Origin of the sequence: uncultured Sphingomonas sp., from assembly GCF_902806265.1 — a bacterium.
Classification (GTDB): domain Bacteria; phylum Pseudomonadota; class Alphaproteobacteria; order Sphingomonadales; family Sphingomonadaceae; genus Sphingomicrobium.
The window spans coordinates 50015-71159 of record NZ_CADCVZ010000054.1 but is presented as its reverse complement, the minus strand read 5'-3'; the positions used below and the strand labels follow the sequence as shown (position 1 = coordinate 71159).

Below are 21145 nucleotides of genomic sequence, written 5' to 3'. Positions count from 1 at the left end.
CGAACTTACTCCCACCCCCGGGCGAGAAAGCGCGTCGCCAGCCCGCAATGCAGCGCCACCCCGCGCTGCAGCCAGTCCTCGTGCACCGTCATCCTCCCGTTGTGAATCGGCGCCCGACCCTCGGCTTCCTCGCCCGGCGGTGCGACGCCGAGGAAGGCCATGGCACCGGGGATCTCGCGCAGAACATAGGCGAAGTCCTCGCCGCCCATGATCGGCGTCGGCATCTCGCGGTAGCTTTGCCGGCCGAACAGGTCGGTGGCGACCGCCTCGACCAGTCCGACCGCCCACGGATCGTTGCGGGTGGCGGGGTAGCCCTCGTCGACCTGCACTTCCGCGTTGCATTCGTGTGCCGCTGCGACTTGCTCGACGATCCGGTGGAAGGCGGCGCGGCCCTGAGTCCGCCGCTCGTCGGATAGGGTACGGAGCGTGCCCTTGAGTTGCACGCTGTCCGGAACGACGTTGTATGCGGTGCCCGCGTGGATGCTGGTGACCGACAGCACCGCGGGATCGAAGAAGGGCGTGCGCCGGGCGATGAAGCCCTGCAGCGCCGACACGGCCTCGCAGGCGACCGGCACGGGATCGATCGTGTCGTACGGCATCGCCGCATGTCCGCCGCGGCCGCGGATGGTGGCATTGAGCGCGTCGGTGGAGGCGAGCAGCGCGCCCGCGCGGCTCGTCACCAGGCCGCCTTCAATCGTTGGGAAAATGTGCAGCGCGAACGCCGCATCGGGGCGCGGATTGTCGAGCAGCCCGTCCTCGATCATGTAGCGGGCGCCGTGGTAGCCCTCCTCGCCCGGCTGGAACATGAAGACGACGGTGCCGGCGAGGCTCGCCTGCTGCGCGCAGAGGATGCGGGCGGCGGAGGCGAGCATCGCCGAATGGGTGTCGTGGCCGCAAGCATGCATGTTGCCCGGCACCTCGCTCGCGAACGGCAGGCCGGTCTCCTCCTGGATCGGCAGCGCATCCATGTCCCCGCGCAGCAGCACCGTCCGCCCGGGCTGCCCCCCGCGCAGAATTGCGACGAAGCCGCTGGTGGAGCAACTGTCGCGGATCTCCAACGGCAGCCCGGCGAGCGCCGCCTTGAGCTTGGCCGTGGTGCGGGTGCAGTGCAGGCCAAGCTCGGGATCGGCATGGATCGCGCGGCGCAGCGCGACGGTGGCCTCGAACTCGGCGGCGGCGGCGGCGGTGAAGTCGGTGTTGAGCAGCGTCATGAACGCCACCCTAGCGCCGCCGGACCAAGCCTCCAAGCAGGCCGCGCAGCAAGCTGTTGCCGATCTGCCGGCCGACCGAGCTGGCGATGGAGCGGCCGGCGCTCTGCAGCATCTTGTCGGCCATCGTCGGCTTGGCCGCCTCGCGGGCACGCCTACCCTCCTCGCGCTCGGCCTCACGCCGCTCCCGGTCCTCCGCACGCCGGGCCGCGGCTTCGGCCTGCGCCCGCTCCCGGGCGAGCCGCGCCTCTTCCTTGGCGCGGAGCGCGTCCTGCTTCTCGGCATCGGTCCGGGCCCTGGCGGCCGACGCAGAAGCGGCCGCTTCCTGAGCCGTGGCCGCCAGCATTTCCTCCGCGCTGTGCCGGTCCGCCGCGGCGGCGTACTTGGTTCCGATCGCGTCGGTTTCGACCAGCAGCTTGCGCTCATGCGGCGCCAGCGGGCCGACCCGGCTGGACGGCGGCTTGATGGAGGTCCGCTGCACCGGCGATGGGCTCCCGTCCGGCTGCAGCAGCGAGACCAGCGCCTCGCCCACCTTCAGCTCGGTGATTGCACTGGCGACATCCACCTGCGGGTTGGGACGGAAGGTTTCCGCTGCCGAGCGTACCGCCGCCTGGTCGCGCGGGGTGAAGGCGCGCAGCGCATGCTGGATGCGGTTGCCGAGCTGCCCCGCGACCTTGTCGGGGATATCCGTCGGGTTCTGGGTGATGAAGTAGACGCCCACGCCCTTGGAGCGGATCAACCGGACGACCTGCTCGACCTTTTCGAGCAGCGCGGGCGGGGCATCGTCGAACAGCAGATGCGCTTCGTCGAAGAAGAAGCACAGCTTGGGTACGGCCAAGTCGCCCGCCTCCGGCAGCAGCTCCCACAGCTCTGACAGCAGCCACAGCAGAAAGGTCGAATACAGCCGCGGCGATGCCATCAGCCGGTCCGCTGCAAGGATGTTCACCACCCCGCGACCGCTCTCGTCGTGGTTCAGGAAGTCGGGCAGGTCGAGGGCGGGCTCGCCGAAGAAATGGTCTCCGCCCTGCCCGCGCAGCTGCAATAGCGCGCGCTGAATGGCGCCAACCGACGGCTTGGACACGTTGCCGTAGGTCAGGGTGAGTTCCTCGGCCCGCTCCCCCACGCTCACCAGCATGGCCTGAAGGTCGTCGAGGTCGATCAGCAGCAGCCCGTCCTTGTCCGCAACATGGAAGGCAATGTTGAGCACGCCTTCCTGCACCTCGTTGAGGCCCAAGAGCCGCGCGAGCAGCAGCGGCCCCATCTCGCTGACGGTGGTCCGGATGGGATGTCCCTGCTCGCCGAACAGGTCCCACAGCTGGACGGGGCAAGCCTCGTAGCGCCAACCTTCATAGTTGAGCTCGGCGGCGCGGGCGGCGAAGACCGCGTGGGCATTGGCGGTCGGCGAGCCGGGCATGCCGAGCCCAGCCAGGTCGCCTTTCACGTCGGCGACGAAGGTCGGCACTCCGGCGGCGCTGAGGCCTTCGACCAAGCCTTGCAGGGTAACGGTCTTGCCGGTGCCGGTCGCGCCGGCAATCAGGCCGTGGCGATTAGCACGGCTGAGTTCGAGATATTGGCCCCCAACAACGCCTGGCGCGGCGCCGATGAAGATGCGCGTTCCGTCCGCTTCAACCGTCAAGACCCGCTCCCTTATGCAAGGAACGAGTCTTAAACGTCAGCGCGGGGCGATGTCGACCGCGGTGAAGCCCTCCGGTGCGTTGCCGCGCTTGACCAGCAACAGCACGGACGTGCGCCGCCCGGCGCGGGCCGCAGCCACCGCCGCGGCGACGTCCCCGGGCGCGGCAACGGCGCGGCGATCGACCGAGATGATCAGGTCGCCGCGGCGCAGGCCCTTTTCACCCGCGTCGCTGTTGGGATCGACGCGGGCGATGATCACGCCGCGCGCGGTCGCCGGGAGACTGGTCGCCCGCGCGATTTCCGGAGTAAGCGCCTGCAGTGTCAGCCCGAGCGATTGATTGCCCGGCGCGGCTGGCGCCTGGTCGTTTTCGTCGGCGAAGCCGCCCCCCTCCTCGTTGCCGGCCTGACGCGCCAGCTCCTCCTCGGATGGCCGCTGCGCGACGGCGACTTGCACCGTGCGGCGGCGGCCATCGGCGCCGACTACCTCGACCGGCACTTGGCGCCCGACGGGCGTATTGGCGATGAGGTAGGAGACGGTGTTCTCCTCCGTCACCGCGCGGCCGTTCACCGACAGGATCACGTCGCCCTGCTGGATGCCCGCGCGCGACGCCGCGGCGCCGGGAACGACCGAGCGAACCAACTCGCCCCGACCCTTTGGAATGCCGAGCGACGCCGACAGATCGTCGTCGTCGATCGCCTGCAAGCCCACGCCGAGGTAGCCGCGCTGGGGCGCCTGGCCGCGGCGGAGGCTATCGACCACCGGCCGAGCGAGCTCCGCCGGGATGGCGAGGCCGATGCCGACGTTGGCCCCGGTCGGCGAGATCAGTGCCGAGTTGACCCCGATCACATTGCCGTTGAGGTCGAACATCGGGCCGCCGGAATTGCCCATGTTGATGCTGGCGTCCGTCTGGATGTAGCGGTCGTAGGCGCCCACGCCCGTGATCCCGCGATGCAGCGCCGAGATGATGCCGGAAGTCACCGACCCGCCGAGCCCATAAGGGTTGCCGATCGCCAGCACCCACTCGCCCACCCGCGAGCGGGTCGAGTCACCCCAGTTCACGAACGGCAGGTTGCGGCCCTCGATCTTCAACAGCGCCAGGTCCGATGGCTGGTCGCGGCCGATGATCCGTGCCTCGAACTCACGTCGGTCGGGCAGGGTCACGGTGACCTGGTCCACCGTGCCGGTGCCGCCCGCACCCTGGATCAAGTGGTTATTGGTGACGATGTAGCCGTCGGGCGAGATGATGAAGCCCGAGCCCAGCGAGCCCGTTTCCCGGGTGCGCGGACCCTGGCCGCCTTGGCCCTGATTCTGCGGCGCGGGGGCGCCGAAGCGGCGAAAGAATTCTTCCATCGGATCGGCCTGGGCACGCACGGGTACCCGCTGCTTGGTCGAGATGTTGACCACCGCCGGCTGCAAGCGGGCGGCCAGGTCGGCGAACGACATGGGCGCCCCGGCACGCGGCGGCAGCGCGGCCGGTGCGTTCTGCGCCACCTGCGCCCCCGCGGTCCCGGTTGAGATGGAAAAGGCGCTCCCCCCGATCAGCAGGGCTGCCGCGACACCATAGGCATAGCGCACTTTGGACAACTCCTTCGACGACTTCATTGCATATCCTCTTTGGACTTGGCCTTGCCTTTCCTTGCTAGGTCAAGCGCCTGAATAGCCATTGAATGGAAAACTAGCGGGCACCGCCACCTGAGAATTGCCTCAGGAAATCATTCTGCGGGCTGAGAACCACCGTGGTCGGCCCGGGCTTGTCGGCCCCTTCGCCGAGGAAGGTGGTCTGGTAGCTCTGCATCGCGCGGTAGAACTCGTAGAAGTCCGCATCCTTGCCGAAGCTGGCAGCATAGGTCCGGGCCGCTTCCGCGTCGGCCTGGGCGCGGATGATCTGCGCGTTCTTGGCGCCCTCAGCCCGGATCGACCGCGCTTCCTGCAGGCGCGCCGTGCGCATCCGCTCGTAAGCCGAATCGAGCGGCGTCCCGCCGGGCAGGTCGGCCTTCTTGATCCGCACGTCGACGATCTCGGCGCCGTACTGGCGGGCGATCTGGTCGAGCTCGCGCCGGATGTTCTCCATCACGCCCCGCCGCTCAGGGCTGAGCAGTGCGGCAAACGGGCGCTGGCCAAGCTCGTTGCGCAGCTCGGACCCCAGGATCGGGCGCAACGCCTCGCTGACCCGGTCCTCGCTGCGGGCGCGGATGTACATGCGCAACGGATCGACGATCCGGTAGCGGGCGAAGGCATCGACTTCGAGGCGCAGCTGGTCGGTCGAAAGCACCTGCTGACGGTCCATGTCGACGTCGCGGACGCGCTTGTCGATCCACACCACGTTCTCGGCGAACGGGATGCGCCAGTTCACGCCGGCCTGCTCGCTGCCGAGGATGCGGGCGGGCTTGCCGAACCGCACCACGATCGCCTGCCGGGTCTCGGGAACGATGACGACGCTGGACAGCAAGGTCACCACCGCGAACAGGGCAAGCAGGGCCACGATGATCGGGCGGCGGCGGACGAGGTCGGTCACTGCCCGCCTCCCTGCCCGGCCGATTGCCCGCCCTGCTGCGCCGCCGGCGGCGTTCTGCCTGACTGCTGCTGCTGCAAGGGCAGGTATGGCGTCACGCCGGGGGCTTCCACGATCGTCTTGTCGACCTTCTGCAACACACGCTCCATGGTCTCGTAATACATGCGCCGGCGGGTCACTTCCGGAGCCAGCCGATATTGTTCGTAGATGCGGTCGAACGCGGTCGCCTCACCCTGCGCCTTTTGCCTCAGCTGCAGCGCGTACGCGTTGGCGTCGTTGACGTAGGACTGCGCCTGCTGCTGCGCCGCCGTGACTTCCTTGAAGGCGTCGTTGACGGCGGCCGGCGGGTCCGCCTGCCGGATGGCCACGCCCTGAAGCACGATTCCGGAACGGTACGAGTCGAGCACCCGCTGCATGCTTTCCTGCACTTCGGCCTCGATCTCGCCGCGGCCCTCGCCGATGGCTTCGTTCAAGGTCACGCCGCTAACGGCGGCGCGCATCGCGCTTTCGGCCACCTGACGGACCGTCTCCTCGGGTTCGGCCAGGTTGAACAGATATTGCTCGGGGTCACGGATGTTCCAGCGGACGGTGTAGGCGAGATCGATGATGTTCTGGTCGCCCGTCAGCATCAGCGTTTCCTCCGCCGCGCTGCCGACCGGAATCTCGCGAATGTTCTCGACATCGATCTTCTGCACCCGCTCGATCGGCGCCGGCAGGGTGATGCCGATGCCGGGCCCGAGCGTCCGGCTGTAGCGGCCGAGCGTGGTCACCACCCCGCGCTCTTCGGGCGCGATGCGGTGCACGGTGGTGAACAGCAGCCACAGCAAAGCAAGCGCAATGACGCCCCAGATGATCAGCGAGCGGTCCGGCCGACGGCCGGTGCCGCCACCACCCGGTCCGAGCCGAGCGCGGCTGCGGCGCAGCAGGTCGTCGAGGTTCCCGATGTTGCCGAGCTTGCCCGGCGCCGGTCGCGCACGCGGCGGCTCGCGCCACGGCCCGCCGCCGCCCTCCGAAACCGGCGGAGGCGGTTCATCGATCCCGCCGCCCACACCGCCAGTGCTTGGGCCCCAAGGCCCCTTGCTATCTACCAAGAGGGCTCGCGCTCGCGATACCCACCCCGTCATGCTTGTCATGCCGGGAATATAAGTCGGGCTGTGGGTAAAAACAGGGGCCGCGGGAACAACCGGCGTTGTGCATGAAGCGTGCGCATAATAGATGCGCAGCGGTGCATGTTCATGACCGTCAGCCGAGCCGCAAGCGCAGCACCAACGTTTCGCTCAGCGAAGACTTGGTACGCGAGGCCAAGCAGCTCGGCATCAGCATCTCCGCGGCGTGCGAGCAGGGGTTGGCCGGCGCACTCAAACAGGAACGCGAGCGTCGGTGGATCGAGGAGAATGCCGAAGCGATCCGCAGCTACAACGAATGGATTCGCAGAAACGGCGTCCCGCTGGCCAAGTATCGCCGCTTTTGACATGGCTCAGTTCGATGTCTTTCCACCGCTCGGCGCGGCGACCGACGTGCAAGAGCTCGGACAGCCGCTGGGATCGGCAGCCGAGCATCGCTACACGATCCTGAGCGCGCTCGACGTGCTGCTGACCGGCATCTGATGGGCATCGAAGACCAGCTTGGCGGAAGTCCGGACGCCGTGCGGATCCGCTCGAGCCGGCTGGTCGACGGCGTCGCCACCATCGTCGCCGACGCCAGCGGGCTCAGCGAGGATGAGCGCCAAGCCCTTGAGCAGCGGCTCCAAGCGACGGCTCGCGCCTTGCCCGGTGTTCGGGAGGTCCGCGTGGCACTCACCGCCACCAAGAGCGGCCCTAAACTGATCGCTGTCGGCAGCGGCAAGGGCGGGGTCGGCAAGTCGACGCTGGCCACCAACCTCGCGATTGCCCTGGCGCGCTCCGGCAAGCGGGTGGGGATCATCGATGCAGACATCTACGGCCCGTCCCAGCCGCGGCTGCTGGGCACGTCCGAGAAGCCAGAAGCACGCGACAAGCAGCTGATCCCGGTCGAAGCGCACGGCATTCGCCTCCTCTCTGTGGGCCAGCTGGTCAGCGAAGGCCATGCGCTCGCCTGGCGCGGACCGATGGCCTCGGGCGCGCTGACCCAGCTGGTGGAAGGCGACTGGTCCGACCGCGAGCTGGTGATCGTGGACCTACCGCCCGGCACCGGCGACGTGCAGCTGTCGCTGATCCAGAAGGCGCGACCCGCGGGGGCGGTGGTAGTCTCGACGCCGCAGGACCTCAGCCTGATCGACGCCACCCGCGCCATCGACCTGTTCCGCAAGATGAGCGTCCCGATACTCGGGCTGATCGAGAACATGGCCGGCTACCAGTGTCCGCATTGCGGGAAGGAGTCGGACCCGTTCGGCAGTGGCGGCGCCGAAACAGCCGCTGCGGAGCTCGGCATTCCCTTTCTCGGGCGATTGCCGCTGTCTGCGAGCCTGCGCGAGGCATCGGACGCGGGACAGCCACCGGCCGCCGGCGAGGGCCCCGCGGCGACCGCCTTCGCCGAACTCGCAGCCAAGCTGCTCGCCGCGCTGGAAACCCAAGCCGCCTGAAGGGTTGTTGACCTCATGCCGCTGACCCGAGACGAAGACCTCGCCACCCTCCTCGCCTCCGCCCGGACGATCGCGGTGGTGGGCGCGTCCGACCGCCCGAATCGCCCGTCCTACGGCGTCATGCAGTTCCTGTCCGACCGCGGCTGGCGCGTGCTGCCGGTCAACCCGCGGATCACCGGCGAGCGGATCGTCGGCGAATATGTCTGGCACGACCTCGGCCAGATCGGCGAGCCGATCGATATCGTCGACATCTTCAGGCGGCCGGAAGAGGCCGGCGAAGCGGTCGACCAGGCGATCGCCGCCGGTGCCAAGGCAGTGTGGATGCAGCTGGGTGTGATCAATGACGAGGCGGCGGCCCGCGCCGAAGCCGCCGGGCTGCAGGTGGTGGTGGACCGCTGCATCAAGATCGATGCGGCGCGGCTCGGCATCGGCCCCCGTCAGGACTAGCCCGCGGCCACCGTCATCTCCGGCACCAGCACCGTCGGCGCATCCACTCCGCGGCGGTAGTGGAGGTCGCTTCCCGGCTCCAGCGTCCTGAACATCTCGATGAGGTTGGACGCAATGGTGATCTCCGCCACCGGCCGCCCGATCTCGCCGCCTTCGACCAGGAAGCCTGCCGCGCCGCGCGAGTAGTCGCCGGTGACCCCGTTCACCCCCTGGCCGATCAGCTCGGTCAATAGGATCGCGCGGGGAAAGGCCGCCAGCAGCTGCTCGCGGCTGCGCGGACCGGGCTGGAGCGACAGGTTGCTCGGCCCCGCGCCTGGCGCCCCGCCGACGCCGCGCACCGCATGTCCCGTCGGCGCGATCCCCAGCTGCCGCGCGGCCGCACTCTCCGCCAGCCAGGTTTGAAGCACGCCGTCCGCGATCAGGTCGAGCGGGCGGGCGGGCAGCCCTTCCCCGTCGAACGGACGCGAGCGCAAGCCCCGCAGTCGATGCGGATCGTCGCGGATGATCAATCCCGGCGCGAACACCCGCTCGCCGAGCTTGCCGAGCAGAAAGCTCGTGCCACGGGCGATGCCGCTGCCGGTGATCGCACCGACCATGTGGCCCAGCAGCGAAGTCGCGACGCGCGGGTCGAAGATAATCGGGTAGCGTCCGGGTTCCGGCTTCACGGGATCGACCCGCGCGGCCGCACGTTCCCCGGCCCGTCGGCCGATCGCCTCCGCTTCCTCCAGGTCGGATAGGTGGCGCGCGCTATGGTAGGCATAGTCGCGCTGCATGGTTCCGCCCGCGCCGGCGACCACGCTGGCCGAGTTGCTAAACCCAGACGCCCGGTACGCCCCCGCGAACCCGCCGGAAGTGGCGAGCGCAACGGTCGACGCCGACGTTGAGGCCGACGCGCCGTTCGAGTTGGCCACGCCCGGCACCGCCCGCGCCGCTTCCTCCGCTGTCAGCGCCCTGGCGCGGAGCGCTGCAGGCTCGGGCTCCTCCCCATCGAACGAGTCGAGCTCGGGCGGCGGCTCCCGCAACAGCAGTTCAGGCGGCGCCAGGCCCGAAAACGGGTCCTCGGGCGCCTCCCGCGCCATGGCCAGCGCCCGCTCGACCAGCGTCGCCAAGGCCTCGCTCGACAGGTCCGAGGAGGAAATGGTGGCCGAACGCTGCCCGTCAAATACGCGCAGGCCGATCTCCTGCCCTTCCGAGCGGCTGACGTCTTCCAGCTCGCCGAGGCGCACAGATACGCTGCTCGACCGGTCGGCGATCAGCATGGCGTCGGCGGCGGTAGCGCCCGCGGCCTGCGCCTGCTCGACAATCCGAACGGCGATGTCGCGGGCTTGGTCGGTGGTCAGCATGGCCGCGCTGTAGCGCCTAGGGCGCGGCGCTCAACCCCACGACCAGCATCGCTGCGAACACCAGCAGCCCTGCGAGGCGGTTGGAACGGAACAGCCGCAGCGCCAGCGCGCCGTCGTCCGGGTCGGTGCGGAAAGCCTGGCCCAGCAGCTGCATCGCGGCCGGGAGCAGCGCCAGCAGGGCCAGCCATTCGGGTCGCACGCTCCAGATGGCCGCGCCCCAGCCGAGCAGCGCCAACCCATAGCAAACGCCTACCCCGAGCGCGGCGCGCGCGCCCAGCCGCCGCGCGGACGACTTCACCCCGACCAGCGCATCGTCCTCCTTGTCCTGGATCGCGTACAGCGTGTCGTAGCCGACCACCCAGGCGGTGCTGCCCAGCCACAGCAGCACCGCCGGCAGCTCCAGCACACCGGTCGCCGCCGGCCAGCCCACCAGCGCGCCCCAGCTGAACACCAGTCCGAGCCAGGCCTGCGGCCACCAGGTGATCCGCTTCATGAAGGGATAGGCGGCGACCAGCAGCAGGCTGCCGAGCGCGATCAGCTGCGCCGGCAAGGGCAGCTGCAGGAGCACGATCAGCCCGATCAGGCACAAGGCTCCGGTCAGCACCCACGCCGAGCGCAGCGACACCCGCCCGCTCGCCAGCGGCCGCAGCCGGGTGCGCTCGACCCTGACGTCGAGGTCGCGGTCGACAATGTCGTTGTACACGCAGCCGGCGCTGCGCATCGCGAAGGCTCCGAGCAGCAGCCACGCGAACAGGTCCCATCGCCCCCACACGCCCGCCAGCGCAACGCTCCACGCGCACGGCCAATAGAGCAGCCAGGTCCCGATCGGCCGGTCCAGCCGCATCAAGGAGGCGTAAGGCCGCACCCGCTGGGGCAGCACGCCGATCAGCCCGCGCCGCTCGCTGTCCGGAACCGTCTCGGCCGCCGCATCCATGCCGCTCGACTAGCGCACGCCGTGCGCCTTGTCTGCCGCGGTAGCGGGCGCGCTGCGGCTGAGGCATAGGCGCGAGCATGTTTGCGGCTACCGACTCCGCGGCGCTCGTCGCCCAGGTCATCCAACTGGCAGTGGCGCCCGTGTTCCTGCTCGCCGGCGTCGGCGCGTTCCTCAACGTCTGCGCGCTGCGGCTGGCCCGAATCGTGGACCGGGCACGCGGCATGGAAACGCGGGTGCTCGAAAGCCGGGGCGAGGAGCATGACCGGGCGCTGGGCGAGATCCGCATCCTCGACCGCCGCATGGCTCTGGTCAGCCGCGCGATCTTCCTGTCGGTGCTGTCGGCGGTGCTGACCTGCGCGGTGGTAGTCCTGCTGTTCGCGGGCGGACTGACCGGGGCGCACGTCGGAACCGCGATCGCCCTGCTGTTCATCGCCTCGATGGTCAGCCTGGCGCTGGGCTTCGCGGTGTTCCTGGTGGAAACCCGCCTGGGCAGCCGCGCCGTCCGCATCCGCCCAGCCATCCTGCAGCACCAGGTGGACGAGCCCGCCGGCGACTAGCGCGACAACAGCGCCCGGACCTGCGCGGGCAAGCTGGAGTCGGCGCCCGGCGTGCGGTAGTTCCGCCAGCCCGTCTCGTCGCGAAGACCGACATGAAGCGCATGATCCGCGGGTACGATCGCGAGATAGGCCTGCCGCGATGGGCTGATCGTGACCAGCGCCGCTCCGTCCGACAGGAGCGGGCTTGCACCCGCCATCGCCGTGCGGAAGCGTTCGGCATCCGGCCCAAGTAGCGCATTGAGGTCAACGCTGATCGGGCTCCGCTCGCGCAGCAGCCCACTCTCGTCGGGTGTTTGGCCGATCATCGGCCGGAGTTGCGACCAGTCGCCCGGGGTTTCGCTGGCCATCGCAAGGTCGGGTGTGGCGGCGTTCTCGGCATATTTATCGGGTCCGCCGCACCCGGCCAGCAAGAGGGCCAGCGCTGGCAGCATGGGAAGGATCTTCATGCGCCTCCCAACGCGCCATCCCTCGACAGGAGCCGAGCCGCCGCCTAATCGCCCCCACAATCAACAGCGGAGCACCCATGACCAACGCCAATCCCATCGCCAGCACCCTGCTCGACCGCGTCCTTGTGCTGGAAATGGTCCGCGTCACCGAAGCCGCCGCCGTGGCCGCCTCGGCGCTGATCGGGCGGGGCGACGAGAAGGCGGCGGATCATGCTGCGGTGGAGGCCATGCGCGCGGCGCTGAACGAGCTGCCGATGGACGGCACGGTGGTGATCGGCGAAGGCGAGCGCGACGAAGCGCCCATGCTGTTCATCGGCGAAAAGGTCGGCACCGGCCAAGGCCCCGGCATCGACATCGCGCTCGATCCGCTCGAAGGCACCACCATCACCGCCAAGGCCGGTCCCAACGCGTTGGCGGTGCTGGCGATCGCCGAGCAGGGCTGCCTCCTCAATGCGCCCGACGTGTACATGCAAAAGCTGGCGATCGGCCCGGGCTATCCCGACGGCACCATCGACCTCGCCCGCTCCCCCAGCGAGAACGTCCGCGCGATTGCCTCGGCCAAGGGCGTGGAGCCGGGCGAGATCATCGCCTGCGTGCTCGACCGCCCACGCCATGCCGAGCTGATCGCCGAGCTGCGGAGCCTGGGCTGCGGCATCCAGCTGATCCCCGACGGCGACGTCGCCGGGGTGATCGCGGTCACCGATCCCGACACCACGGTCGACGTCTACATGGGCTCAGGCGGCGCTCCGGAAGGCGTGCTCGCGGCCGCGGCCCTGCGCTGCGTCGGCGGGCAAATCCAGGGGCGGCTCCTGTTCCGCAACGACGACGAGCGCGGCCGCGCGCGGCGCTGGGGCATCGAGGACCTCGACCGCATCTACCGCTTAGAGGACATGGCCAAGGGCGACTGCATCTTCGCCGCGACCGGCGTGACCGACGGCTCGCTGCTGGACGGGGTGAAGCGGCGCAAGGACCTGGTCACCACCGAGAGCATCGTCATGCGCGCGAGCTCCGGCACGGTGCGCCGGGTGCGCGGCGAGCATCGCAACCTCAAGGCTTGAACCGCGACCGCCCAGCTGTATTGTTCGTCTATGACAGCTGAGCCGGAGAGCGAGCACTTCCAGCACGTTGAGCGCGGCTATGTGCAGGTGATCCGCGTGCGAACGCTGCTCGGCTGGCTGCCGCTGGTGATCGGGGCAACGGTTCTGGACAGGGCGCTGCTGGACGGGTGGGCGATCCAGGGCGCTTTGCCGGTCGCAATCGGGCTGTTCGCGCTGATCTCCACCGCCGCCGCGCCGCCGCGCATCTGGCAGCGGCTCCGCTATGGGCTGCACCCGACACTGCTGCAGGTGCTGCGCGGCTGGCTGTTCCACACGGACACGATCGTGCCGTTCGTCCGGGTGCAGCACATCGACGTGACCCGCGGGCCGTGGGACAAGCTGTTCGGCACTGCCACGCTGGTGGTGCACACCGCCGGCACCCACAACAGCATCGTCACCCTACCCGGCCTTTCGCCGGAGCGCGCGGGCGAGATCCGCGAGCTCATCCGCGGCCACATCCGCTCGGACCTCGAATGACCGAAGTGGCGCTGAGCGCCGACGAAGCGCCACCCGAGCGCCTCCACCCACTTATGCTCCTGTCCGGGCTCGGCGGCAGCCTGCGCGGCGTGGCCGGCGGCTACGCGGGCATCGGCTATCTCGCCGCGACTGGCCGCCTCGATACGGCACTGATCCTGGGGGCGCTGCTACTCGCGGGCGCGATCGTCAGCCTGCTCGTCTACTGGCGCCGCTTCACCTTTCGGGTGGGTACGGACGAACTCCGCATCGACAGCGGCCTCATCAGCCGAACGCACCGCTCAATCCCGTTCGACCGGGTTCAGGACGTCGACATTACCCAAGGGCCGCTGCAGCGGCTGCTAGGCCTGGCCAGCGTGACCTTCGACACGGGCGCCTCGGGCGGCAGCAAGGAGGAGGGCGCGTTGAACGGCATCGCCGTCGCCCGTGCTCATGCCTTGCGCGACCATGTCCGCGCGCGGCGCGGCCAGGCCCCTGCCGCGGTTGGCACCGACGCCGCCGAGGACGCGCGGCCGCTGTTCGCCATGGACCTCCGCCGCGTCCTCACCGCCGGCGTGTTCAACTTCTCGCTGGCGATCTTTGCCGGCCTGTTCGGCCTGACCCAGACCATGGGCGACGTGATCGGTTTTGAGCCGTTCGAGCGGCAGTTCTGGACCGACCTGCTGGCCAACGCCGGACCGCTCACCGGCTTCGTGCAGGACCACCGGTTCGGCGCAGCGTTCGCAGGACTGCTGCTGCTGGTGCTGGTCGGTCTGCTGACCGGCATCGCCCGGACGCTCGCCCGCGACTTCCGCTTCCGCCTCGACCGCACCGGCACCGGCCTCCGCCGTCGCCGCGGCCTGTTCACCCTGACCGACGTCACCCTGCCGCTGCGGCGGGTGCAGGCCGCGCTGATCCTGACCGGACCCGTGCGGGAACGGTTCGGCTGGCGCGAGCTCAAGCTGCAGAGCCTGGCGCAGGACCAAGGCGGCGGCGGCGATCACCAGGTCGCCCCGCTCGCCAGGGACGAAGAACTGCAGCCGATCCTGGCCGAGCTCGGCTGGCAGCTGCCGCAAGGTCCGCTGCAGCCGGTCTCCAAGGCCTATGTCTGGACCTTTTGCCTGGCGCTGCTCCCCGTGCTGCTGATCGCACTCGTGCAGGCCGCCGTCCTGGCGCCGCTCGGCCTGCTCACCCTCGCCCTCCTCGGGCTGGTGGTGGCGGCGCGCTGGCTGGGCTGGCGGCGCACGGCCTTTGCGCTCGGCGACGACCAACTGCTGGTGCGCGGGGGCTGGTGGCAGCGGCGCACCCTGCTTCTGCCCCTGCAGAGCGTGCAGAGCGTGGACTTGACCGAGAACTTCATCGGCCGGCGCTTCGGCACTGCCGGCATCCGCATCGGGGTCGCCGGCGGCAGCGGCTTTTCCGCCCACGTCATTCCGTCGCTCCCGCGCGAAAAAGCGAGTCAGGTGCGCAACGCTTTGCTATCTCGCTTCGCATGAGCGTGGCGTTAGGGGTGGAGAGTTCGATCAGCGGTCAGCCGTGGCGCTGGCGGCGGTCGCAGGATGGCGAGCTGACGGGCGACGCCCTGCTCGACGAGCTGCTGCTCGCCCGCGGGGTTGAGCGGGACGACCTCGCCCGCCACCGCGCCCCAACCATCCGCGACTTCCTGCCCGACCCGTCGGCATTTCGCGACATGGACAAGGCCGCCGCGCGGGTCGCGGACGCAGTGGAGCGCGGCGAGACGATCGCGATCTTCGGCGACTACGACGTGGACGGCGCGACCAGCTCGGCGCTGCTGGTGCTGCTGCTGCGCCGGCTGGGCGTGCAACCGATCACCTACATCCCTGACCGGCTGATGGAAGGCTACGGCCCGTCGGGCGCGGCGCTGGTTGGGCTGAAGGAACGCGGGGCCGACCTAGTGGTCACGGTGGACTGCGGCGCGCAGGCGTTCGAAGCGCTTGAGGCGGCGCATCGCGTAGGCCTCGACGTAGTCGTCATCGACCATCACCAATGCGCCTCCGCCCTCCCCTTGTGCCACGCGCTGGTCAATCCCAACCGGCTGGACGAGGATGCGCTTGGGGCCGCCCACGGCCATGTCGCGGCGGTCGGCATGGCCTTCCTGCTCGGCGTCGCCCTGTTGCGCGAGCTCCGCCGCCGCGGCCGCTTCGGGGGCGGCACGCCCGAACCCAAGCTCATCGACCTGCTCGACCTAGTGGCGCTCGGCACGGTGGCCGACGTGGCCAAGCTCCACTCGCTCAATCGCGCCTTCGTCACCCAAGGGCTGAAGGTCATGGCCGGCCGCCAGAACCTCGGCCTGGCCGCGCTCGCAGAGGCCGCCCGGCTGGTCAAGGCGCCTAGCTGCCGCGACCTCGGCTTCGCGCTTGGGCCGCGGATCAACGCCGGCGGGCGCGTCGGGCAGGCCGACCTCGGCGTCCGTCTGCTGACCACTGACTGCCCGGAGGAGGCCCGCGCGCTCGCCGCCGAGCTCGACCGGCTCAACGAAGAGCGCCGCGCCATCGAGATGCTGGTGCTGGAGCATGCCGGGGAGCAGGCGGAACAACAGGCAGATGCACCCCTGATCTTGGTCTCCGCCCCCGGCTGGCACCCCGGCGTGATCGGCATCGTCGCCAGCCGCCTCAAGGAGCGGTTCGGTCGCCCGGCCATCGTAGTGGCCGAGGTGGAGGACGGTACCGGCAAGGGCTCGGGTCGCTCGATCTCCGGCGTCGACCTCGGCGCTGCGGTGCTCGCGGCCAAGGACAGCGGCCTGCTCCTCGCCGGCGGCGGCCACGCCATGGCCGCGGGCCTCACGGCGCCCCAGCACGGCGTGGAGCCGCTCCGCGCCTTCCTCCACCAGCGCCTGGCCGCGGACGTGGAGCGCGCCCGCGCCGGCCGCGCCCTGCTGATAGACACGCTGTGCGCGCCGCGCGGAGTGGCCGCGGGCCTGTGCGATGCGCTCGACTCCGCCGGTCCCTACGGCGCCGGCTGGCCCAGTCCGCGCGTGGCGTCCGGCCCTGCGCGGCTCATCAAGACCGGCGTGGTCGGCAACGGCCATGTCCGCGGCCTCGCCTGCGGCGAAGACGGCGCCAGCTTTAAGTGGATCGCCTTTCGCGCCGCCGACACGGCGCTGGGCCAGGCGCTGCTGTCGTCCGCGTCCGACCATCGCTGGTGGCTAGCGGGCACGATCAAGCGCGACGAATGGAACGGCGGCACCGCAGCCGAGATGCACCTCGACGACGCCGCCCTCGCTTGACCCCCGCCCTGCCCTCGCTTAAGCGCACCGGCGCCCACCCAGGGCCCCTTCGTCTAGCGGTTAGGACGCGGCCCTTTCACGGCTGAAACACGGGTTCGATTCCCGTAGGGGTCACCATCAGCGGCAGAGAGCGGCGCCCCGCGGGGTGGAACGGGTCAAGCGTGTCCCGGCGGATCACATCGGGCTGAAGGGGGACGTTCGCGCGGTCCGACAGGCCGACGAACTTGCGTGTTGGCAAGGAACTTCCGCATAGGGCAGTTTTGCTTCAGAAGGTTTACGCGGGCGCCCAAGGCTGCGCCTGCGAGGAGCATGGTTCGGAATGCACGACGTCGAGGGCGCAGGTGGGCCGCTTGGCTCAGCCGGGTTGGCCGTCACTGCCGCGCCCGCGCCGGTTTCTCCCGTCCGCTTGGGAGAAGCGCACTTCCGCGACATCGTTGAGAGTGCGAGTGACCTCGCGATCTTCACCACCGATGTCGCCGGCCAGGTCACCAGCTGGAGCTCGGGCGCAGAGCGATTGCTCGGCTGGAGCGAAACGGAGGCGCTCGGCAGGCACGCCTGCATGATCTTCACGCCGGAGCATTTGGCGCATCATGCGTGCGAAGAGGAGATGAGGACGGCCGCGGCGAGCGGTCGGAGCGAAGACGAGCGCTGGCATCGGCGCAAGGACGGATCGGAGTTCTGGGCCTGCGGACTGATGATGCGCTTTGAGGACGATGCCACCGGCGAGCACATCGGTTTTCTCAAGGTCTTGCGCGACGGAACGGCCCAGCACGAAGCGGAGGAGCGGAAGCACGAAAGCGAGCAATTGGCGCATGCCTTGTTCGAGAGCAGCGCCGATTGCGTCAAGCTCATCGACCTCGAGGGGCGCCTGCACGCGATGAACGGTCCAGGCATGTGCCTGATGGAGATCGATGACTTTACCCCCTTTGCAGGGCAGGAATGGGCGTCGCTTTGGCCCGAGGAGTTGCGGCCGGAGGTGCGACGGGCTGCGGAAGAGGCCAAGGCTGGCGGAACCGGTCGCTTCTGTGGTTATTGCCCGACCGCCAAGGGTACTTCGAAGTGGTGGGACGTTCAAGTTTCACCCGTTGCCGGGGCGGACGGCAGCCCAAGCATGCTGCTGTCGGTTTCGCGCGACGTGACCAAGCGCGAGGAAGGGCAGCAGGCGCTCGGCGAAAGCGAAGCGCGCTTCCGCAACATGGCTGACCATGCGCCGGTGATGATGTGGGTCACCGATCCCTCCGGCGCCTGCACCTACCTGAACAAGCGCTGGTATGAGTTCACCGGCCAAAGCGAGGTCGAGGCCGAGGGGTTCGGCTGGCTCGATGCTACTCACCCGGACGACAGGGCGGAAGCTGAGCGCGCTTTCCTCCAGGCGAATGCGAGCCAAGCCCCTTTTCGGTTCGAGTATCGGTTACGGCACGCCGAAGACGGCTATCGTTGGGCAATCGATGCGGCATCTCCCCGATTTGACGACGATGGTTCGTTCCTTGGTTACATCGGCTCGGTCATCGATATCGACGAGCGTCGGCGGGCGGAACTCGCGGTGCAGGAAAGCAATGCGCTTCTTGCCGCCGTGATGGAGGCGGTTCCGGGTGTGGTCTACGCGAAGGATGACCAGGGGCGAATGCTGGCGGCCAATCGGGGCACGTCCGAACTGGTCGGCAAACCGCCCGGAGAAATCCTCGGCCGCACGGACGCCGAGTTCCTGGACGACCCCGCGCAAGCGGACGCGGTCATGGCGAACGACCAGCGTATCATGGCCGAGAACCGCGCAGAGGTGCTGGAAGAGCAGGTCAGCCTTCCGGACGGCACGCACGCCACCTGGCTGTCCACCAAGGCGCCCTTCCGCGATCCGTCAGGCAAGGTCGTGGGCCTGGTCGGCTCCTCGCTCGACATCACCGAGCGAAAGCAAGCCGAGCAACAGCTGCGCGAAAGCGAAGCGCGCCTCCGCGCCCTTACCGACAACCTGCCATCGGGAATGGTCTACCAGATCCGGACGGGGCCCGATGGGACCGGACGGCGCTTTCTTTACGTTTCGCAAAGCCACGAGAAGCTGACCGGGATAGCCGCGGAGGCGGTGCTCGCCGACCCCACCATTGCTTACACGCTGATCCTGCCGGAGTATCGGCCGGCCATGATCGAAGCGGAGAGGGAGGCGATCCGCGACTGCAAGCCGTTCGACATCCAGGCCCGGTTTCGGCGAGCCGATGGCGAAGTTCGCTGGTGCCGCATCATTTCGGCCCCTCGCACGCAGTCCGACGGATCGCTGATCTGGGACGGCATCCAGATCGACATTACGGATCAGAAGAAGGCGGAGGAACTGCTTCGCGAATTGAACGAGACTCTGGAGGCCGATGTGGCGGAGCGCACTGCCGAGCGCGACCGGGTCTGGGGCACTTCGCGCGACCTGCTCGTCGTTATCGACCGAGCGGGAGCCTTCCATGCCGTCAACCCGGCCTGGACCAAGATCCTCGGGTGGAGCGAGGACGAACTCCTCGGCCGGCCGGTCTTCGACTTCGTTCACCCGGACGATGTCGCACTCACCATTGAGGCCCTCGCCAACGCGAATGCCGGCCAGTCGCCCAGCGTCGAACACCGCTATCGCCGCAAGGACGGGTCTTATCGCTCGATTTCCTGGGTCGCTGCTCCGGAAGGCGAGTATATCTACGCGAACGGCCGTGACGTCACCAGCGAGAGAGAGCGGACGGCCGAACTGGAGCGCACGCAGGAACAGCTGCGGCAGTCGCAGAAGATGGAGGCGGTCGGTCAGCTCACCGGCGGCATCGCGCACGACTTCAACAACCTGCTGACTGGCGTGATCGGCTCGCTCGACATGATGCAGCGGCGGATCGCCAAGGGCGAGACCGACAAGATCGAGCGCTACGCGACCACCGCCATGACCGCGGCCAACCGCGCCGCCGCGCTCACCCATCGCCTGCTGGCCTTTGCCAGGCGGCAGCCGCTCGATCCCAAGCCGGTCAATGCCAACCGGCTGGTGACCGGCATGGAGGAGCTGCTGCGCCGGACGATTGGCGAGACGGTCTCGCTGGAGATCGTCACGGCCGGCGGCCTATGGCAGACGCTGTGCGACCCTAACCAGCTCGAAAGCGCGATCCTCAACCTTGCGATCAACGCCCGCGACGCCCTGCCGGCAGGGGGCAAGCTGACCATCGAAACCTGCAACGCGCGGCTCGACGGTGCTTATGCCGCGCGGCAGCGGGACGTCAGGCCCGGTCAGTATGTCTGCATCTGCGTGACCGACACCGGTACCGGCATGACGCCGGAGGTGATCGCCAAGGCGTTCGACCCGTTCTTCACGACCAAGCCGATCGGGCAAGGCACCGGCCTCGGGCTGTCCATGATCTATGGCTTCACCCGCCAGTCGGAAGGCTACGCCCGCATCTACTCGGAAGTGGGACAGGGCACGACCATCAAGCTCTACCTGCCTCGCTACTACGGCGAGTCCGAAGAACTCGACTCCGATCGCGCCGAGCTGACCGAAGCGCATCGCTCGGACGACGGAGAGGTCGTCCTCGTCGTCGAGGATGAGGTCGCCGTGCGCGACCTGGTGATCGATGTGCTCCAGGACCTTGGCTACAAGGCCATCGAAGCTGCCGACGGACCGGCAGGCCTCAAGATCTTGCAGTCCGATCTCAAGCTCGATCTGCTGATCTCGGACGTTGGCCTGCCCGGTCTCAACGGCCGCCAGCTCGCCGACGCTGCGCGCAAGCACCGGCCGGATCTGAAGGTGCTATTCATGACCGGCTATGCCGAAAACGCCACCATCGCCAGCGGCTTTCTCGATCCTGGCATGCAGATGATCACCAAGCCCTTCGCCATCGAGGCGCTCGCCACCCGCATCCGGGACATGATCGAACAGGCCTAATGCTGCCGCTTCGAAGCGCAGGGCTTTGCTAAGTCGCGCGGCTGCCTCGCTGCACCGGGCGGGCTTTAGCTGATCGCGGCCGTGCGTGTGGGCTCGTGCAGCCATGCGGGATAGGGCGTCAGCTCACCGAGCCGCGGCTGCCCGAACAGAAAGCCCTGGACGTAGCGGACGCCGAACAAGCGCAGCACCGCCAGCTCCTCCGCTGTTTCCACCCCTTCCGCCACGATCTCCGTGCCGAGCCGCCGCATCAGCAGAACCAGCGCTTCCATTACTGCCCGCTTGCGCCCGTCCGCGTCGATGCCGCGGATTAGCTCCATGTCGAGTTTGACCATGTCGGTCTGCAGCGCCGCCAGCAGTCCCAGGCCCGCATAGCCTGCGCCGAAATCGTCCACCGCTGTTTTAAAGCCGAGCTGGCGGTAAGCGGCGACGATCGCCTGCACATGGGCCGTTTGCAGCCGCTCGTTCTCCGTGAACTCGAAGATCAGCCGGTCGGTCGAGAACCCGACTTCTTTTGCCGTGCGCAGGGTCAGCTGGATACACGCCATGGGCGAGTAAACGGCGTTCGGCATGAAGTTGATCGACAGCTGCGCGCCGGTGGCGACAATTCCCGCTGAGACGGCCTCGCGGATCGCAGTCACCCGGCAGGCCTGGTCGAACGCATACAGCTGCTCGGGGCCGACCTTGTCGAGGACAAAGGCGGCGCCCTCGCCCCTTCGCCGCGGATCAGCGCCTCGTATGCAAACACGCGCTCGTCGCGCAGATCCAGGATCGGGTGAAACGCGGCGCGGGTTGCCAGGGGAAAGCCCTGGCCGTCCCGGC

The 21145-nt window shown here is 68.9% G+C and carries 19 protein-coding genes and 1 tRNA gene; 11 read left to right on the top strand and 9 right to left on the bottom strand.

Annotation, left to right across the window (positions count from 1 at the left end; all coding sequences use genetic code 11):
- Nucleotides 1–5 precede the first annotated feature (5 nt).
- The 5 genes from QZX62_RS10325 to hflK form a co-directional block, all read right to left on the bottom strand.
- Complete coding sequence (locus QZX62_RS10325; RefSeq protein ID WP_294174217.1) at nucleotides 6–1211, bottom strand: M20 family metallopeptidase; 1206 nt, start codon at nucleotides 1209–1211, stop codon at nucleotides 6–8.
- 10 nt (nucleotides 1212–1221) lie between these two features.
- Entirely contained in the window at nucleotides 1222–2817 is a 1596-nt protein-coding gene (locus tag QZX62_RS10320; RefSeq protein WP_294174238.1) for a helicase HerA-like domain-containing protein, read from the bottom strand.
- 63 nt (nucleotides 2818–2880) lie between these two features.
- Complete coding sequence (locus QZX62_RS10315; RefSeq protein WP_294174215.1) at nucleotides 2881–4446, bottom strand: Do family serine endopeptidase; 1566 nt, start codon at nucleotides 4444–4446, stop codon at nucleotides 2881–2883.
- Between the two features lie 73 nt (nucleotides 4447–4519).
- The gene (locus QZX62_RS10310; protein ID WP_294174214.1) at nucleotides 4520–5359 is read right to left on the bottom strand and encodes a protease modulator HflC; all 840 of its coding nucleotides are present in this window, start codon (nucleotides 5357–5359) and stop codon (nucleotides 4520–4522) included.
- Nucleotides 5356–6405, bottom strand: coding sequence for an FtsH protease activity modulator HflK (hflK, locus tag QZX62_RS10305; RefSeq protein ID WP_366926201.1), 1050 nt, complete (start codon nucleotides 6403–6405; stop codon nucleotides 5356–5358). The genes QZX62_RS10310 and hflK overlap by 4 nt, the downstream gene beginning before the upstream one ends.
- A gap of 176 nt (nucleotides 6406–6581) precedes the next feature.
- Here hflK and QZX62_RS10300 point away from each other — a divergent pair, with 176 nt between their 5' ends.
- The 4 genes from QZX62_RS10300 to QZX62_RS10285 are packed head-to-tail and all read left to right on the top strand — an operon-like array spanning nucleotide 6582 to nucleotide 8363.
- Complete coding sequence (locus QZX62_RS10300) at nucleotides 6582–6827, top strand: type II toxin-antitoxin system CcdA family antitoxin (protein ID WP_294174211.1); 246 nt, start codon at nucleotides 6582–6584, stop codon at nucleotides 6825–6827.
- A 1-nt stretch (nucleotide 6828) separates the two neighbouring features.
- Nucleotides 6829–6963, top strand: coding sequence for a hypothetical protein (locus QZX62_RS10295; RefSeq protein ID WP_294174210.1), 135 nt, complete (start codon nucleotides 6829–6831; stop codon nucleotides 6961–6963).
- Nucleotides 6963–7916, top strand: a complete 954-nt coding sequence (locus QZX62_RS10290; RefSeq protein ID WP_294174208.1) for an Mrp/NBP35 family ATP-binding protein — start codon at nucleotides 6963–6965, stop codon at nucleotides 7914–7916. Before QZX62_RS10295 ends, QZX62_RS10290 begins: the two co-directional genes overlap by 1 nt.
- A gap of 15 nt (nucleotides 7917–7931) precedes the next feature.
- Complete coding sequence (locus QZX62_RS10285; RefSeq protein ID WP_294174206.1) at nucleotides 7932–8363, top strand: CoA-binding protein; 432 nt, start codon at nucleotides 7932–7934, stop codon at nucleotides 8361–8363.
- Here QZX62_RS10285 and QZX62_RS10280 read toward each other — a convergent pair.
- Both QZX62_RS10280 and ubiA read right to left on the bottom strand, forming a co-directional pair.
- The gene (locus QZX62_RS10280) at nucleotides 8360–9706 is read right to left on the bottom strand and encodes a metallopeptidase TldD-related protein (protein ID WP_294174204.1); all 1347 of its coding nucleotides are present in this window, start codon (nucleotides 9704–9706) and stop codon (nucleotides 8360–8362) included. The two genes, QZX62_RS10285 and QZX62_RS10280, sit on opposite strands and share 4 nt — an antisense overlap.
- Nucleotides 9707–9722: 16 nt before the next feature.
- Nucleotides 9723–10640, bottom strand: coding sequence for a 4-hydroxybenzoate octaprenyltransferase (gene ubiA, locus QZX62_RS10275; protein ID WP_294174203.1), 918 nt, complete (start codon nucleotides 10638–10640; stop codon nucleotides 9723–9725).
- A 77-nt stretch (nucleotides 10641–10717) separates the two neighbouring features.
- On the opposite strand from ubiA, the gene QZX62_RS10270 reads away from it, so the two are divergent.
- On the top strand, nucleotides 10718–11197 hold the full coding sequence (locus tag QZX62_RS10270) for a DUF2721 domain-containing protein (RefSeq protein ID WP_294174202.1): 480 nt from the start codon (nucleotides 10718–10720) through the stop codon (nucleotides 11195–11197).
- On the opposite strand, the gene QZX62_RS10265 is transcribed toward QZX62_RS10270, so the two are convergent.
- Nucleotides 11194–11643: a hypothetical protein gene (locus QZX62_RS10265; RefSeq protein WP_294174200.1), complete on the bottom strand. Its 450-nt coding sequence runs from the start codon at nucleotides 11641–11643 to the stop codon at nucleotides 11194–11196. The genes QZX62_RS10270 and QZX62_RS10265 overlap by 4 nt on opposite strands.
- Nucleotides 11644–11720: 77 nt before the next feature.
- Here QZX62_RS10265 and glpX point away from each other — a divergent pair, with 77 nt between their 5' ends.
- From glpX to QZX62_RS10235, 6 genes are all read left to right on the top strand, one after another.
- Nucleotides 11721–12701 (top strand): class II fructose-bisphosphatase, encoded by a 981-nt coding sequence (gene glpX, locus QZX62_RS10260; RefSeq protein WP_294174198.1) that lies wholly within the window; start codon nucleotides 11721–11723, stop codon nucleotides 12699–12701.
- Nucleotides 12702–12731: 30 nt separating this feature from the next.
- A complete protein-coding gene (locus tag QZX62_RS10255) occupies nucleotides 12732–13217 on the top strand; it encodes a PH domain-containing protein (RefSeq protein ID WP_294174197.1) in 486 nt (161 codons plus the stop codon).
- Nucleotides 13214–14689: a PH domain-containing protein gene (locus QZX62_RS10250; protein ID WP_294174196.1), complete on the top strand. Its 1476-nt coding sequence runs from the start codon at nucleotides 13214–13216 to the stop codon at nucleotides 14687–14689. The genes QZX62_RS10255 and QZX62_RS10250 overlap by 4 nt, the downstream gene beginning before the upstream one ends.
- Nucleotides 14686–16440: a single-stranded-DNA-specific exonuclease RecJ gene (gene recJ / locus QZX62_RS10245; protein ID WP_294174194.1), complete on the top strand. Its 1755-nt coding sequence runs from the start codon at nucleotides 14686–14688 to the stop codon at nucleotides 16438–16440. Before QZX62_RS10250 ends, recJ begins: the two co-directional genes overlap by 4 nt.
- A 42-nt stretch (nucleotides 16441–16482) precedes the next feature.
- Nucleotides 16483–16557: transfer RNA gene (locus QZX62_RS10240), tRNA-Glu, on the top strand.
- Between the two features lie 202 nt (nucleotides 16558–16759).
- Nucleotides 16760–20326, top strand: coding sequence for a PAS domain-containing sensor histidine kinase (locus QZX62_RS10235; protein ID WP_294174193.1), 3567 nt, complete (start codon nucleotides 16760–16762; stop codon nucleotides 20324–20326).
- A gap of 65 nt (nucleotides 20327–20391) precedes the next feature.
- On the opposite strand, the gene QZX62_RS10230 is transcribed toward QZX62_RS10235, so the two are convergent.
- Nucleotides 20392–20964, bottom strand: a complete 573-nt coding sequence (locus QZX62_RS10230) for an EAL domain-containing protein (RefSeq protein WP_366926200.1) — start codon at nucleotides 20962–20964, stop codon at nucleotides 20392–20394.
- Between the last annotated feature and the right edge of the window lie 181 nt (nucleotides 20965–21145).